The organism is Arthrobacter sp. LT660 (genome assembly GCF_056172845.1).
In genome coordinates, this window is the sequence record NZ_CM149651.1 from 1514226 (window position 1) to 1528963 (window position 14738).

A 14738-nucleotide genomic window follows, 5' to 3' on the forward strand; every position below is an offset into this window, starting at 1 on the left:
CACTGTCCAACGGCGCTGAATGCGGAAAGGAGGGGCGCCAAGGCCCCTCCTCCCCGTTCAGCGTCGCCGCGGCAGTCCGCGCGCGGCGCCTACTCCCATTCGATGGTGCCTGGCGGCTTGCTGGTCACGTCCAGGACCACGCGGTTCACGCCGTCGACCTCGTTGGTGATGCGGTTGGAGATCCGCGCCAGCAGGTCGTACGGCAGCCGCGACCAGTCCGCCGTCATCGCGTCCTCGGAGGAGACGGGCCGCAGCACGATCGGGTGGCCGTAGGTCCGGCCGTCGCCCTGGACGCCCACGGAGCGGACGTCGGCCAGAAGCACGACCGGCATCTGCCAGACCTCCTGGTCCAGTCCGGCCGCGGTCAGCTCCGCGCGGGCGATGGCGTCGGCCTTGCGGAGCAGCTCGAGGCGCTCCTCGTTGACCGCGCCGATGATGCGGATGCCCAGGCCGGGTCCGGGGAACGGCTGTCGCTGGACGATCTCCGCCGGCAGGCCGAGCTGCGCCCCCACCGACCGGACCTCGTCCTTGAACAGCGCGCGCAACGGCTCAACGAGCTCGAACTGCAGGTCCTCCGGCAGTCCGCCCACGTTGTGGTGGCTCTTGATGTTCGCGGCACCCTCTCCGCCGCCGGACTCCACGACGTCCGGGTACAGCGTTCCCTGCACCAGGAAGCGCACGGGCTCTCCGGAGTCGGCGGCCTCGGCCATGATCGCGGCCTCGGCGGCCTCGAAAGCGCGGATGAACTCGCGCCCGATGATCTTGCGCTTCGTCTCCGGGTCGGTGACGTCCGCCAGGGCGGTCAGGAAGCGCTCGCGCTCGTCGGCGATGTAGAGCTTGGCGCCGGTCGCGGCGACGAAGTCTCGTTCCACCTGCTCGGCCTCGCCCTCGCGCAGCAACCCGTGGTTGACGAAAACGCAGGTGAGCTGGTCGCCGATGGCGCGCTGGACCAGCGCGGCCGCGACGGCGGAGTCGACCCCACCGGACAGGCCGCAGATGGCGCGGCCGGTGCCGACCTGCTCGCGGATCCGGTCGACCTGCTCTTCGAGGATGTTGCCCGTGGTCCAGTCCGGCTCCAGGCCGGCGCCGTTGAACAGGAAGTTCTCCAGCACGCGCTGGCCGTACACGGAGTGCTTGACCTCGGGGTGCCACTGGACGCCGTAGAGGCGCTTGTCCTCGTTGGCGAACGCCGCGACGGGCGCTCCGGCCGTGGTCGCGAGGACCTCGAAGCCCTCCGGGGCCTCCTGCACGGAGTCCCCGTGGCTCATCCACACGTTCTGGATGCCGGGCAGGCCCTTGAGGATCGATTCGGGCTTCTCCAGCACGGCGGTGGCGTCGGTCGCGCCGTATTCTCGCAGGCCGGTCTGCGCGACCTTGCCGCCGAGGGCGTTCGCCATCGCCTGGAATCCGTAGCAGATCCCCAGGACGGGGACGCCGGCCTCGAACAGGTCGGGTCCGACGAACGGCGCGTTCTCCGCGTAGACGCTGGCCGGGCCGCCGGAGAGGATGATGGCCGCCGGGTTCTTGGCCATGATCTGCTCGGTGGTGAAGGTGTGCGGGACGATCTCCGAATACACGTTGGCCTCGCGTACGCGGCGGGCAATCAGCTGCGCGTACTGGGCACCGTAGTCGACGACCAGAACCGGCTTGTGCTCTGGGGTGGGGGCTGCGTTGGTCACGGAGTCCAGCTTAGTCGACGGCGGGCGCCGGGCCGTGCGCCTCAGTAGCGCCTGGCGGCCTCCGGGTGGTTCGCGAGTTCGCGCTCCACCTCGCCGTGCACGCGCTTTTCCATGAAGAAGGACAGCAGCGGCACCACTCCGCCCAGCGCGATGGTGATGAAGCGGGTGAACGGCCAGCGCATCAGGGACCAGAGGCGGAAGTCCGCAATGAGATACACCACATACATCCAGCCGTGGACGATCAGCACCACCTTGGACAGGTTGACGCCGCCCTCGAAGGAACCGTCGGGCAACAGCCCCAGGGTGTTGTCCGTCCCGTCGGCGAGCGTGCCGCCGGCGACGATCTCCGCGCCGAAGCCGTACTTGGCCACCATCTCCACGACGACGAAGAGCAGCATCACGCCGGTTGCGTACGCCAGGACCTTGTAGAAGGAGGCCGCGCTGCGGATTTGCGACGGCGTGCCGGCGAATCGGCGCTTCGACGCTCGGGCGGATGCGGGCTCGTTGCTCACTTCTGGTCCTTGCTCTCGGTGTCGGCGGGTTGGGTGCCGGTGGGTTGGGTGCCGGTGGAGTTCGCACCGGGGGCTTGCGGGCTGCTCTCGTGATCGGCGGGGGCTTGCGCGGCGGCGGCTTGTGCCTCTGCCTCCGCTTCGGCTTCCGCCGCGTCGGCCAGGTCCTCCTGTTCGCGGCGGTAATCGTCGGCGACCAGCCTCCACCAGAGGAACACGGCGAAACCGGCGAAGACCACCCATTCGATGCCGTAGAAGATGTTGAGCCAGTTGATTTCCCGCTCCTGCGGCTGCGGCCCAATCTCCACCTCCGCGAGACCGGAGGCCGCGGCGCCGACGTCGTCCCCGGCGTCGTCGAGCGCCTCGAAGGCCACGACGAAACCGCTGTAGGACGGAACGTCCCAAAGGTTGATCAGCTGGGCCACCGAGAGCGAGCCCAGGCCGGGCCCCTGCGTCGGCCCGTCGATGGGCGATTCGGTGGGCAGCAGGCGTCCGGCGAGTTCGACCTCGCCCTCGGGCACGGCCGGGGCTTCGGTGGCGTCGGGCTGCCACCCCCGCACGACGGGGATGGTGGCATCGTCTTCGGCGCCGTCGACTGCGAACGCGGCGACCACCCAGTAGCCCGTTTCCCCCGCGTGGATACGGTCCGCGACCAGCACCTGTTTCCCGGGCAGGAACTCCCCGGAGGCGGTGACGATCTGGTCCGCGTCGGCCGCGAGCATGTCGACGCCGGGGCGGAAGTGTTCGGTCAGCGGCACGGCCGTTTCGGTCTGGCTCGCCGGCGGCGGGGCGGCCTCCCGGGAGCGGTCGAATTGCCACTGGCTCAGCCAGACGAACCCCGACGCCACAAGGATCGCCCCCGCCAACGCGAGGATCCACTGTGGTTTAAGGGCGGTTTTCAGCACCGTTTAACACTACTTCGATTGCTTGTAGAACAACGAATGGAACCATTTCGGCCTTCGGTTCGTTCCGCCGATCCCGATCCCGGCAACGCCCCCGCGGCCCGCCGGCTCAGAGATCGGAGAAGTCGACCGTCGAGTTGATGAGCTCCGCGATGACCTCCGGGTCGTAGGCCCGGCGGAGCGACTCGCGGAACGTCTGCCGGGACAGGCTGCGCGCCAGCGTCGCGAGGACGCCGAGGTGCAGCGAATAGCTCGTCGCCGGGGTCGCGAGCAACAGCACCACGGTCGCCGGGCCGTCGGACGCTCCGAAGTCCAGCGAGTGCCCGAAGGCCGTCACGCCCACGGCGATGCTCACGCGGTCCGTGTGCTCCGTGCGGGCATGCGGCATCCCGATCCCGCCGGGCAGGCCCGTGGCCAACTGGTGCTCGCGGCTCCCGACCTGACTCAGGAAACCGTCGAGGTCGCCGATCCGGCCGGCGTCGTACATCTTGCGGGCGAGCACGTCGACGGCGGCCCGGCGGTCCGGGACGTCGAGGTCCAGAACGACCAGTTCCGGCGTCGTCAGCTCCCCGAGGTGGCTAATCTCTGACTGGGACAATGTCTTCCACATTCATTCGTGTCTTGTCTGCCGAAACGTCGTCCGGCTCCTCCTGGCTTGCGCGCTCGGCCTCGACACGCGCGACGTAGTGCCGCACCTCGCGCTCGACCTGCGCGTCGCTCCATCCCAGCAGCGGCGCCATCAGCCGCGCCACCTCCGGGGCCGCCGAAACGCCGCGGTCCCACGCCTCTATGGAGATGCGGGTGCGCCGGGTCAGGACGTCGTGGATGTGCCGGGCGCCCTCGTGCGTGGTCGCGTAGACCACCTCGGCGGCCACGTAGTCGTCGGCGTCGGGCAGCGGCTCGGCCAGCTCGGGACGCTCGCTGATCAGCGCCAGGATGTCCCGGGTGAGCGATCCGTAGCGGCCCAGCAGGTGCTCCACGCGGGCCACGTGCACGCCGGCGGCCCGCGCCATCCGGTGCCGCGCGTTCCACGAGGCCTGGTAGCCCTCGGCGCCGAGCAGCGGGATGGTCTCGGTGCACGACGCCGGAACACCCTCGTCCATGGCGCGCACGGCCTCGTCGACCGCATCGCGTGCCATCACGCGGTAGGTGGTGTACTTTCCGCCGGCCACCACGACGAGCCCCGGGACCGGGTGCGCCACGACGTGTTCGCGGCTGAGCTTCGCCGTCGAGTCGTTTTCCCCCGCGAGCAGCGGACGCAGGCCGGCGTAAACGCCCTCGACGTCCTCGCGCGTCAGAGGGCGCTTGAGCACCTTGTTCACGTGCTCGAGGATGTAGTCGATGTCCTTGCTGGACGCCGCCGGGTGGGCCTTGTCCAGGGTCCACTCCGTGTCCGTGGTCCCGATGATCCAGTGCCGGCCCCACGGAATCACGAACAGCACGGACTTCTCCGTGCGCAGGATCATCCCGACCGTCGACTGGAACCGGTCCCGCGGGACCACCAAGTGGATGCCCTTGGACGCGCGCACCTTCAGCTGCCCACGGTCCGTGACCATGGCCTGTGTCTCGTCGGTCCAGACGCCGGTGGCGTTGACCACCTGCTTGGCGCGGACCTCGAACACCTCGCCGGTCTCCTGGTCCTCCATGCGGGCCCCGACCACCCGCTCGCCGGCGCGGACGAAGTCCACGACCTTCACCCGGTTGGCGGCCAGCGCCCCGTACTTCGCGGCGGTGCGGACGACGTCGACCACCAGCCTCGCGTCGTCGACCTGCGCGTCGTAGTAGCGGATGGAACCGACGAACGCGTCGTCCCGAAGGCTGGGCGCGCTGCGGAGCGTGCCCCGGCGCGAGAGGTGCTTGTGGAAGGGGACACCGCGGCTGTGCCCGGAGGCGAGGGACATGGCGTCGTACATCGCGATGCCGGCGCCGACGTACGGGCGCTCGACGAAACGCTTGGTCAGCGGGTAGAGGAACGGCACGGGCCGGACCAGGTGCGGGGCGATCCTGTCGATCAGCAGCCCGCGCTCCTGCAGCGCCTCGCGGACCAGGGCGAAGTCCAGCATCTCCAGGTAGCGCAGGCCGCCGTGGATCAGCTTGGACGAGCGCGAGGACGTGCCGGCCGCCCAGTCGCGCGCCTCGACGATCCCGACGCGCAGCCCGCGCGTGGCGGCGTCGAGCGCCGCGCCGGTGCCGACGATTCCGCCGCCGACGATCAGCAGGTCCAACTCCGGCTCGCCCGGGGACGCGGTGGCTCGCATCGCGTCGAGCGACTCCTCGCGGAACCCGGGGCTCAGCGCCCCGCCGGTCGTGGCGAGGACGTGTCCACGGTCCTCCGAAGCGTCCGCCCGCATCCTCAACCCACCTGGTAGGGCGAGATGACGACGTCGACGCGCTGGAATTCCTTGAGGTCGGAGTACCCCGTGGTCGCCATCGAGCGGCGCAGGGCGCCGATCAGGTTCGAGGTGCCGTTGGTGTGGTGCGACGGACCGAAGAGGACCTGTTCCATCGGCCCGACGGTGCCCACGTGGACGCGGTCCCCGCGCGGGTCCGTGGGGTGGTGCGCCTCCCCGCCCCAGTGCCAGCCGTTGCCCGGCGACTCGGCCGCGCGGGCCAGCGCACTGCCGAGCATGACGGCGTCCGCGCCCATGGCGATCGCCTTGACGATATCGCCGCTGCTGCCCAGGCCGCCGTCGGCGATGACGTGGACGTAGCGTCCGCCGGACTCGTCGAGGTAGTCGCGGCGGGCCGCGGCGACGTCGGAGATGGCGGTGGCCATCGGCGCGTGGATGCCCAGCGCGCGGCGGGTGGTGCCGCTGGCTCCCCCGCCGAAGCCCACGAGGACGCCGGCCGCTCCGGTGCGCATCAGGTGCAGCGCCGGGGTGTAGCCGGCGGCTCCGCCGACGATCACGGGGACGTCGAGCTCGTAGATGAACTGCTTGAGGTTCAGCGGCTCCTGGTTCTGCGAGACGTGCTCGGCGGAGACCGTGGTGCCGCGGATGACGAAGATGTCGACGCCGGCGGCGACCACCGTCTTGTAGTGCTCCTGCGTACGCTGCGGCGTCAGGGCGCCGGCCACGGTGACGCCGGCGTCGCGGATCTCCGCGAGCCGGGACGTGATGAGCTCGGGCTGGATGGGCGCCTCGTAGAGCTCCTGCAGGCGTTTCGTGACGGCCGGGCTGACGTTCTTGCCCAGCGGGGTGTCGTCCTTGATGTCGATGATCTCCGCGAGCACCGGGGCCGGGTCCTCGTAGCGGGTCCAGAGGCCCTCGAGGTTCAGCACCCCGAGGCCGCCGAGCCGCCCCAGGGCGATGGCCGTCTCCGGACTCATCACCGAGTCCATCGGCGCCCCGAGGATCGGGGTCGCGAACTGGTAGGCGTCGATCTGCCAGCCCACGGAAACGTCCTGCGGGTCCCGGGTGCGGCGGTTGGGGGCAATGGCCACGTCGTCCAGCGAATAGGCACGCGCCCCGCGCTTGCCGCGGCCGATTTCAATCTCGTAAGTCACCGGGCAAGCCTATCAGCGCACCCCCGACGGCTTGGCGCCGGGACGGGCTGCGGCCCTGCCCGGGGACGGGCTGTGGGGCCGCCGGCCGCCCGGCTACTCCGCCGGGCTACTCCGCCCGGCTACTCCGCCGGGCGGAGCAGCCGGGCGGCCGCCTCCTCGGCGTCGGCGATGGCCTCCAGCAGGTCCGCGAGCCCGGCGAAGTGCGCGGCGCGCCCCTCGGGGTCCACCTCCGGGTCCACGGCGTCCGCCAGTTCCGTCCATCGCGGGGCGAGCGCGCGGTAGGCCTCGGCTGCCGCGGCGAGTCCGGCGACCTCGGACGCCACGGGCAGCCGGGCGGCCTCGTCCAGGAAGTCGGCGTACTGCGCCCGCAGTCCCCCGGCACCCCCGTAGCGCGGGGATTCCAGGAAGTCCTTCACCTGCGCGAGGCCGGAGTAGAGGCGGTCCGGATCCGCGAACAGGGCCGGCCAGCCCTTCCGCGTCCGGGTGTCCCGCAGCTTCTCGACCCACGTGCGCATGCCGGCGACGCCGAAGTTCTTGGCGAAGTGGACGGGGATCCCGACCAGTTCGGACTCCCCGAGGAGCCGCGCGGCGGTCGCCGCGATGGCCTCGGCGGCATTCGCGCCCAGCACCGACGCGTCCGGAACGGCGGGCTCGGGCACCCACGCCAGCCAGCGGCGGTCCTTCTTCCGGCGGCCGCGCGCGGCGGCCAGGTCGGAGGGCGAGATGAGCTGGAGCTCGCCGTCGCCGTCGTCGATCAGGTAGCTGCCGTCGTCGTGCTCGCCGACCACCACGACGTCGACCGACTCGTCCTCCTCGGCGCCGGCGACGAGGGCGAACGGCAGCAGGGACTCGGACACGCGCACGACGGCGGCGCGGCCCTCGTCCAGCGCGGCGTCCAGGTTCGCCTGGGCCACCTTGGCGCTGCTGGTGGTCTGTTCGCGGACGCGCGCGCCGCAGCGCGCCAGCAGGCTGGCCACGTAGGGCTCGGGGTGGGAGCGGGTGACGACGGTCGCCGTCGTCGTCTCCTCGTACTCGAACGCGAAGACCATGAAGCCGATGCCGCCGGCGAGCCCGGCCAGCAGCGCCTCGCTCAGCGGCATGCCGGTCAGCGGATGCGTCACGCCGGCCTGGGTCAGCACGCGGTGCCAGAGGCCGGCGTCGTACTGCACGACTCCGGCGGGGGCCGGGTATTCGGGCAGTTCCGCCTCGTCCGAAGGGTCTGCGGTGCGGTTGGCGGCGTCTGCGGCACTTCCGGCGCCGGGCGCGGCGTCCGGTCCGCCCCCGCGCTCCGGCTTGCCCGCCAGGATGTTCTTGCGTGCCAGCGTGTAGGTCTCCCCCGTGCGTTCCATGCGGTCGCGGGCGAGTTTCTTCAGCTGTTTTGGCTGGGACATCGGGGTCTTTTCTGTCGCGGGGTGGGCGGGCCGGAGCGGCTGCCGCGGGGCGGGCGGCGGGCGTCGCCGGGCACGGGAAACAGTCTACGTCGCGGCCCGTAAACGGGCCGGCGGGCGCCGCCGTCGTGAAGCATCCGTTGAGCATATCCATTCGATGGACTTGTGGCCGATCCGTGACCGCGACACGTGCGGGGCCGCGCGGAAACAACTATGGCCCCCGGCTACCGTTTGTGGTTACCTTGCGATTAGCGGTGCTGCAGTAGCCAGAGGTTGCTGGCGTGGTTCTCGCTCCATCGTGGGGACGATTGGAATCTTTGATTGGGGACCAAATGGTCGAGTTGCAGAAGTTCGAGAATGCCCATTACCTGACCGTGGCGGAAGTCGCGGACGCGATGCGCGTGTCGAAGATGACCGTGTACCGCCTGGTGCACGCGGGCGAGCTGCCCGCGGTGCGCTTCGGGAGGTCATACCGGGTGCCGGAGCGCGCCGTCGAGGAGTACCTCCTCGCCGAGCAGCACGCCGCCGCTCCGCACCACCCGGATAAGGACCAGTAGCCCCGCCCCAAAAACCCCGCGAAGTGGACATTACCCGGGTTTGTTAACCGGGGTAATGTCCACTTCGCGGGGCGGGGAGGGGGCTAGCGGGAGCGGTAGTTGGGGGCCTCGACCGTCATCATGATGTCGTGCGGGTGGGACTCCTTGAGCCCGGCCGCCGTGATGCGCACGAACTTGCCCTTCGCCTTGAGCTCGCCGATGGTGTGCCCGCCGACGTAGAACATGGTCTGGCGCAGCCCGCCGACCAGCTGGTGGGCCACCGCGGAGAGGGGTCCGCGGTACGGGACCTGGCCCTCGATGCCCTCGGGGATCAGCTTCTCGTCGGTGGGGACGTCGGCCTGGAAGTAGCGGTCCTTGGAGTAGGACGTGTTCTTGCCGCGCGTCTGCATGGCGCCGAGGGAGCCCATGCCGCGGTATGCCTTGAACTGCTTGCCGTTCATGAACACCAGGTCGCCCGGGGACTCCGCCGTGCCCGCCAGCAGCGAGCCCAGCATCACGGAGTCGGCGCCGGCGACCAGCGCCTTGCCGATGTCGCCCGAGTGCTGCAGGCCGCCGTCGGCGATCAGCGGCACGCCGGCCGGGATGGCGGCCTTGGCGGATTCGTAGATGGCGGTGACCTGCGGCACGCCCACGCCGGCGACGATGCGGGTGGTGCAGATGGAACCCGGTCCCACGCCGACCTTGATGGCGTCGGCACCGGCGTCGATCAGCGCCTGCGCGCCCTCGCGGGTCGCGGCCTGGCCGCCGACGACGTCGACGTGCGCGGCCGCGGGGTCCTTCTTCAGGCGCGCGATCATGTCCAACACGCCCTGGCTGTGGCCGTTGGCCGTGTCGACGACCAGCACGTCCACGCCCGCGTCGATGAGCGCCATCGCGCGGTCGTAGCCCTCGCCGAAGAAGCCGACGGCGGCGCCGACGCGCAGGCGGCCCTCGTCGTCCTTGGTGGCGATCGGGTACTGCTCGGCCTTGTCGAAGTCCTTGACCGTGATCAGGCCCTGCAGGATGTCGTGGTCGTCGACCAGCGGGAGCTTTTCGATGCGGTGCTTGCTCAGCAGCGCGATGACCTCCTCGCGCGGCACGCCGACGCGCGCGGTGACCAACGGCATCGCCGTCATCGCCTCGTAGACCTTGGTGGTCATGAACCGCTCGCGCGGGATGAAGCGGGTGTCGCGGTTGGTGATGATGCCCAGCAGCTTCTTCCCGCCGTCGACCACGGGCAGGCCCGAGACGCGGTAGTGGAAGCAGAGGTCGTCGAGTTCCTGCAGCGTGGCGTCGGGGCCCACGGTCACCGGGTCGGTGATCATGCCGGACTCGCTGCGCTTGACCTGGTCCACCTGCTTGGCCTGGTCGTCGATCGAGAGGTTGCGGTGGATGATCCCGATTCCACCCTGCCGGGCCAACGCGATCGCCATCGAGGCCTCGGTGACGGTGTCCATGGCGGCGGAGGCCAGGGGGATGTTCAGCGTGATGCGCTTCGTGAAGCGGGTCGCGGTGTCCGCCTCGGAGGGGATGACGTCCGTCGGGCCGGGGAGCAGCAGGACGTCGTCGTACGTGAGGCCTTCGAGGGCGAAGGGATTGAACTCGGACATGGGGAGCCTTTCGCGAGCCGACGGGGGATTTCCTACATCCTAGAACGCGAGCGTGCCGTTCCCCATTCCTCACGCCGGATGTGTCCAAGGGAACAGGGCCGGCAACCGCCCTACCAGCCGAGCGAATCCTTCAGGCGCCGCTCGAACACCGGCGCGGTCGTCTCCACGTACGTCCGGGTGAGGTGGGAGCCGTCCATGTACGCCAGGACGTTGCCGATCACCGGGCGGCACGTCCCGTCGACGCAGAGCTGGTCGGTCATGTCCATGAACCCCAGCTTCCCCGAGCCCGGCCGCGCGGTCTCCGGGGCCATCCGGCGCTCCAGCTCCTCCAGCGGCGAGACCGGTGCAACGATCTCCTCGGTCGGCGCGGAGCACTCCGTGGAGTCGGCCCCCTTGCGGTCCACGCATTCGGGCACGTTGAAGGGGTAGCGCGGGGTGTCGCGCAGGGCCACGACGTCGATTCCGGCCTCCAGGAACGGGCGGATCCCCTCCTCGTAGGCGGGGACGATCCGCTCCTCGTCGCCGCGGGTCTCGGTGTCCTCGCCCTCGGTGAAGGCGGTCAGCGTCCCGAGGGTCACGACGGCGTCGGGCCGGTGGTCCACGGCGTACTGCGTGGCCGCCTCGCTGAACCCGTTGCACTCGGCCGAGCGCTCGTCGGTCGGGCCGCCGAAGCGGCAGCCGGGCTGGGTGACCAGCACCCAGGCCCAGTCGTTCTTCTCCGCGGCGACGGACAGCGCGGACGTCCAGTGCTGCGCGTGCGAATCGCCGACCACCATCACGGTCTTCTGCGCGGTGGCCGGGTCCCCGCCGATCTGGCAGAACTCCGTGCGCGGGTCCGTGAGCCGGTAGTCGCCCGTGCAGTCGCCGCCGTAGTTGGCCCATTCGGCGCCGGCGTCGCTGGCGAGGGGGCGCACGACGGCGGCCGGGTCGCCGTCGTACTCGAAGTCCGGCGCCAGCGCCTGGGCGCCCGGGTTGTCCGCGGGGGCCTGCTGCTTCGCGGCCGTCTCGAACGCGGCGACCCGCGACTCCCAGCCGCTCAGCGGCATGGCGACGATGCCGACCATCACGGCCAGCACCAGGCTCAGGCGGCGGCGGCGTTGGGTGGGCCAGTGCCAGGCGTGGAACGGGGTCTCGACGACGCGGGTGGTGGCCCACGCCAGGGCGAGGGAGAGCCCGATCACGGCCAGGCCGCCGAGGATCCCCGGGTTGTGCAGTTCCCGCACGGTCAGGAAGATCACCAGGATCGGCCAGTGCCACAGGTACAGCGCGTAGGAGATGCCGCCGAGGGCCACCAGCGGCTTGGCGGCCAGGAGTCGGTCGACGCCGCGGCGACGGTCGGCATCGGCCGGCGCCCCGCCGTCGGACGCCGGGGTCCGGGTGTCGCCGGCGGCGATGATCGCGGCCGCGGCCAGCGTGGGCCAGAGGGCGATGTAGCCGGGGAACTGCGCCTGCACCTGCAGGATCAGGCCGCAGGAGAGCATGGCGGCCAGGCCCACCCAGCCCAGCACCACGCGGATCCGGACGGAGAGCTTCGCGGCGTACGGGACGGCCAGCACCAGCAGCGAGCCGAGCGCGAACTCCCACAGGCGGGCGCGGGTGTCGAAGTAGGCGTACGCCTGGTTGGTGGCGGTCGCGTGGACGGAGTACGCCAGGGACACGGCGAACACAACGCCGAACGCGGCGCCCACCAGAGCGCGGTACCCCAGGCGCGGGAAGCGTCCGCGCAGGGCGCGCCAGGCCAGCGCGCAGGCGGCGAGGATCAGCGGCCAGAGGATGAACACCTGGCCCTGGATGGACAGCGACCAGAAGTGCTGCAGCGGGCTGGCCGTCGCGTGGTTCGCGGCATAGTAGTCCACCGACTCGCGGGCGAGCGTCCAGTTCTGCGTGTAGAACAGGCTGGACCAGGTCTGCGTGAAGACGTCGTGCCAGCGGGTGCGCGGCAGCAGCGAGGCGGTCGCGGCGAGGATCGCCAGCAACACCACGACGGCGGCCGGCAGCAGCCCGCGGAACCGCTGGAGCCAGTAGGACACCAGTTTCAGCGGCTTCCCGGATTCCACCTTGTGGGTGAACGAGGCTGTGAGCAGGAAAGCAGAGATCAGCAGGAAAACGTCCACGCCGCCGGAGACGCGGCCCAGCCACACGTGGTAGACGACCACCATGAGGACGGCGAAGGCGCGCAGTCCCTGCACCTCGGGGCGGTAGGCGGGCTTGCTGGCGGCGCCGGGCCTCCCCTGGCGGGTGTTCAGGTCTAGGGCCATCGCTGGCGGCGTCCCTTCGGTGGACTGTGTGGACGGTCGCGGTGAGGTCGCGCGGACGCCTCTGGCGTCGTGCGGGGTGGCGCGGTCAGCCACCCTCAACCCTCCATCCTACCAGCAGCGTTACCGAACGGTGATCTGGCGGGAGCGGGGACGGCGTTCCGGCGGGGACGGCGGATGGCGTTCGGGCGGGCAAACGACGACGGCGCCGGACCCCCGAAGGGATCCGGCGCCGTCGTGCGGCCGCCGTGGGCGGCCCGGCCCCCTGGCAGGGGGCGGTTGGTGCTTTGGACTAGTGTCCGTGGCCCGCGTGCTCGTCCTCGTCGGCCTGCTTCTCGGCGACCAGGGTCTCCGTCGTCAGGACCAGGGCGGCGATCGACGCCGCGTTGCGCAGCGCGGAGCGCGTGACCTTGACCGGGTCGATGATGCCCGCGGCGAGCAGGTCCTCGTAGACGCCGGTCTTGGCGTTGAAGCCGTGGTTGACCGGCGAGGTGGCGACCTTGGAGGCCACCACGTAGCCGTCGTGCCCGGCGTTCTGGGCGATCCAGCGCAGCGGCTGGACCAGGGCGCGGCGGACGATGCCGACGGCCGCCGCGGCGTCGCCCTCGAGCGCCACCACCGCGGGGTCGGTGTCCAGCACGGAGAGCGCGTCGACGAGGGCGGAGCCGCCGCCGGCGACAATGCCCTCCTCCATCGCGGCGCGCGTCGCGGAGACGGCGTCCTCGATGCGGTGCTTGCGCTCCTTGAGCTCGACCTCGGTGGCCGCGCCGACCTTGATGACGCCGATGCCGCCGGAGAGCTTCGCGAGGCGCTCCTGCAGCTTCTCCTTGTCCCAGTCGGAGTCCGTGCGGGTGAGCTCGGCCTTCAGCTGGGAGACGCGGTCCGCGACGTCCTCGTGGGAGCCGGAGCCGTCCACGATGGTGGTCAGGTCCTTGGTGATGGTGATCCGGCGGGCGGAACCCAGGACCTCCAGGCCGACCTGGTCCAGCTTCAGGCCCAGGTCGGGGGACACGACCTGCGCGCCGGTGAGGATCGCGATGTCCTGCAGCATGGCCTTGCGGCGGTCGCCGAAGCCCGGCGCCTTGACGGCGACGACGCTGAGCGTGCCGCGCAGCTTGTTGACGACCAGCGTGGACAGGGCCTCGCCCTCGATGTCCTCGGCGATGACGAACAGCGGCTTGCCGGCCTGCAGCGCCTTCTCCAGCAGCGGCAGGAACTCGGCCACGGTGGAGATCTTGCCGGAGTTGACCAGGATCAGCGCGTCCTCGAGGACGGCCTCCTGGCGCTCCGGGTCGGTGACGAAGTGCGGGGACAGGTATCCCTTGTCGAACTGCATGCCCTCGGTGAGGACCAGCTCGGTCGTCGTCGTGTTGGATTCCTCGATGGTGATGACGCCCTCGGCGCCGACCTTGCCGAACGCCTCGGCGAGCAGGTCGCCGATCTCGTCGCTCTGCGCGGAGATGGCGGCGACGTTGGCGACGTCCTGGCCCTCGACCGGGCGGGCGATCTCGGCCAGGCGCGTGGCCACGGCCTCGACGGCGGTCTCGATGCCGCGCTTGATCTCGCCCGGCGCGGCGCCGGCCGCGACGTTGCGCAGGCCTTCCTTGACGAGGGCCTGCGCGAGCACGGTGGCGGTGGTGGTTCCGTCGCCGGCGACGTCGTTGGTCTTGGTCGCGACCTCCTTGGCGAGCTGTGCGCCGAGGTTCTCGTACGCGTCCTCGAGTTCGACCTCGCGGGCGATCGTGACGCCGTCGTTCGTGATGGTCGGCGCGCCCCAGGCCTTGGCCAGGACCACGTTGCGGCCGCGCGGGCCGAGCGTGACGCGGACGGTGTTGGCGAGCTTGTCGATGCCGGCCTCGAGCGCCTTGCGTGCGTCGTCGTTGAAAATAAGTTGTTTAGCCATGCTGCTGCTCCTTGGGATTGCGTAAAGCCCCGGCCTGGGCCGGGGCTTCACACGGGAAAACTACTTGACGACGATGGCCAGCACGTCGCGTGCCGAGAGCACCAGGTACTCCTGGCCGCCGAACTTGACCTCGGTGCCGCCGTACTTCGAGTAGATGACGATGTCGCCCTCGGCGACGTCGACGGGAACGCGGTTGCCGTTGTCGTCGACGCGGCCGGGGCCCACTGCGACAACCTTGCCCTCCTGGGGCTTTTCCTTCGCGGTGTCAGGGATGACCAGGCCGGAAGCCGTGGTCTGTTCGGCCTCGAGCGGCTGAACAACGATGCGATCCTCGAGAGGCTTGATGGAGACCGACATGCGGATCTCTCCTTTGCGTAAGTGCCAATGGTTGAAGGGCCGTTGGACATGCGCCAACCGTCGTCGCGGTGCCAGCTGGCAAGTACCTCGGGCT

Annotated in this window: 12 protein-coding genes; 1 reads left to right on the forward strand and 11 read right to left on the reverse strand. The window is 70.6% G+C overall.

What is annotated here, in order from left to right; translation table 11 throughout:
• Positions 1-89: 89 nt before the first annotated feature.
• The 7 genes from guaA to AC0QSG_RS06975 form a co-directional block, all read right to left on the reverse strand.
• Positions 90-1679: a glutamine-hydrolyzing GMP synthase gene (gene guaA, locus AC0QSG_RS06945; protein WP_475377081.1), complete on the reverse strand. Its 1590-nt coding sequence runs from the start codon at positions 1677-1679 to the stop codon at positions 90-92.
• Positions 1680-1720: 41 nt separating this feature from the next.
• On the reverse strand, positions 1721-2191 hold the full coding sequence (locus tag AC0QSG_RS06950) for a DUF3817 domain-containing protein (RefSeq protein WP_435726334.1): 471 nt from the start codon (positions 2189-2191) through the stop codon (positions 1721-1723).
• Positions 2188-3093, reverse strand: coding sequence for an SURF1 family protein (locus AC0QSG_RS06955; protein ID WP_475377082.1), 906 nt, complete (start codon positions 3091-3093; stop codon positions 2188-2190). Before AC0QSG_RS06955 ends, AC0QSG_RS06950 begins: the two co-directional genes overlap by 4 nt.
• Before the next feature lie 106 nt (positions 3094-3199).
• The gene (locus AC0QSG_RS06960; RefSeq protein WP_475377083.1) at positions 3200-3688 is read right to left on the reverse strand and encodes a PTS sugar transporter subunit IIA; all 489 of its coding nucleotides are present in this window, start codon (positions 3686-3688) and stop codon (positions 3200-3202) included.
• Positions 3669-5441 (reverse strand): glycerol-3-phosphate dehydrogenase/oxidase, encoded by a 1773-nt coding sequence (locus AC0QSG_RS06965; protein WP_475377084.1) that lies wholly within the window; start codon positions 5439-5441, stop codon positions 3669-3671. The genes AC0QSG_RS06960 and AC0QSG_RS06965 overlap by 20 nt, the downstream gene beginning before the upstream one ends.
• Before the next feature lie 2 nt (positions 5442-5443).
• Positions 5444-6595 (reverse strand): GuaB3 family IMP dehydrogenase-related protein, encoded by a 1152-nt coding sequence (locus AC0QSG_RS06970; RefSeq protein WP_435726328.1) that lies wholly within the window; start codon positions 6593-6595, stop codon positions 5444-5446.
• A 119-nt stretch (positions 6596-6714) separates the two neighbouring features.
• Positions 6715-7986, reverse strand: a complete 1272-nt coding sequence (locus tag AC0QSG_RS06975; RefSeq protein ID WP_475377085.1) for a BtrH N-terminal domain-containing protein — start codon at positions 7984-7986, stop codon at positions 6715-6717.
• A gap of 329 nt (positions 7987-8315) precedes the next feature.
• Here AC0QSG_RS06975 and AC0QSG_RS06980 point away from each other — a divergent pair, with 329 nt between their 5' ends.
• Positions 8316-8540, forward strand: coding sequence for a helix-turn-helix domain-containing protein (locus AC0QSG_RS06980; protein ID WP_475377086.1), 225 nt, complete (start codon positions 8316-8318; stop codon positions 8538-8540).
• An 83-nt stretch (positions 8541-8623) separates the two neighbouring features.
• Here AC0QSG_RS06980 and guaB read toward each other — a convergent pair whose 3' ends face one another.
• The 4 genes from guaB to groES all read right to left on the reverse strand — a co-directional run bounded on the left by guaB (position 8624) and on the right by groES (position 14644).
• A complete protein-coding gene (gene guaB, locus AC0QSG_RS06985; protein ID WP_435726323.1) occupies positions 8624-10129 on the reverse strand; it encodes an IMP dehydrogenase in 1506 nt (501 codons plus the stop codon).
• 110 nt (positions 10130-10239) lie between these two features.
• Positions 10240-12387 carry an acyltransferase family protein gene (locus tag AC0QSG_RS06990; RefSeq protein WP_475377087.1) on the reverse strand — a complete coding sequence of 716 codons (2148 nt, stop codon included), beginning with the start codon at positions 12385-12387 and terminating at the stop codon, positions 10240-10242.
• Positions 12388-12676: 289 nt separating this feature from the next.
• Positions 12677-14287: a chaperonin GroEL gene (groL, locus tag AC0QSG_RS06995; RefSeq protein WP_475377088.1), complete on the reverse strand. Its 1611-nt coding sequence runs from the start codon at positions 14285-14287 to the stop codon at positions 12677-12679.
• Positions 14288-14347: 60 nt separating this feature from the next.
• Entirely contained in the window at positions 14348-14644 is a 297-nt protein-coding gene (gene groES / locus AC0QSG_RS07000) for a co-chaperone GroES (RefSeq protein WP_435726318.1), read from the reverse strand.
• Positions 14645-14738 lie beyond the last annotated feature (94 nt).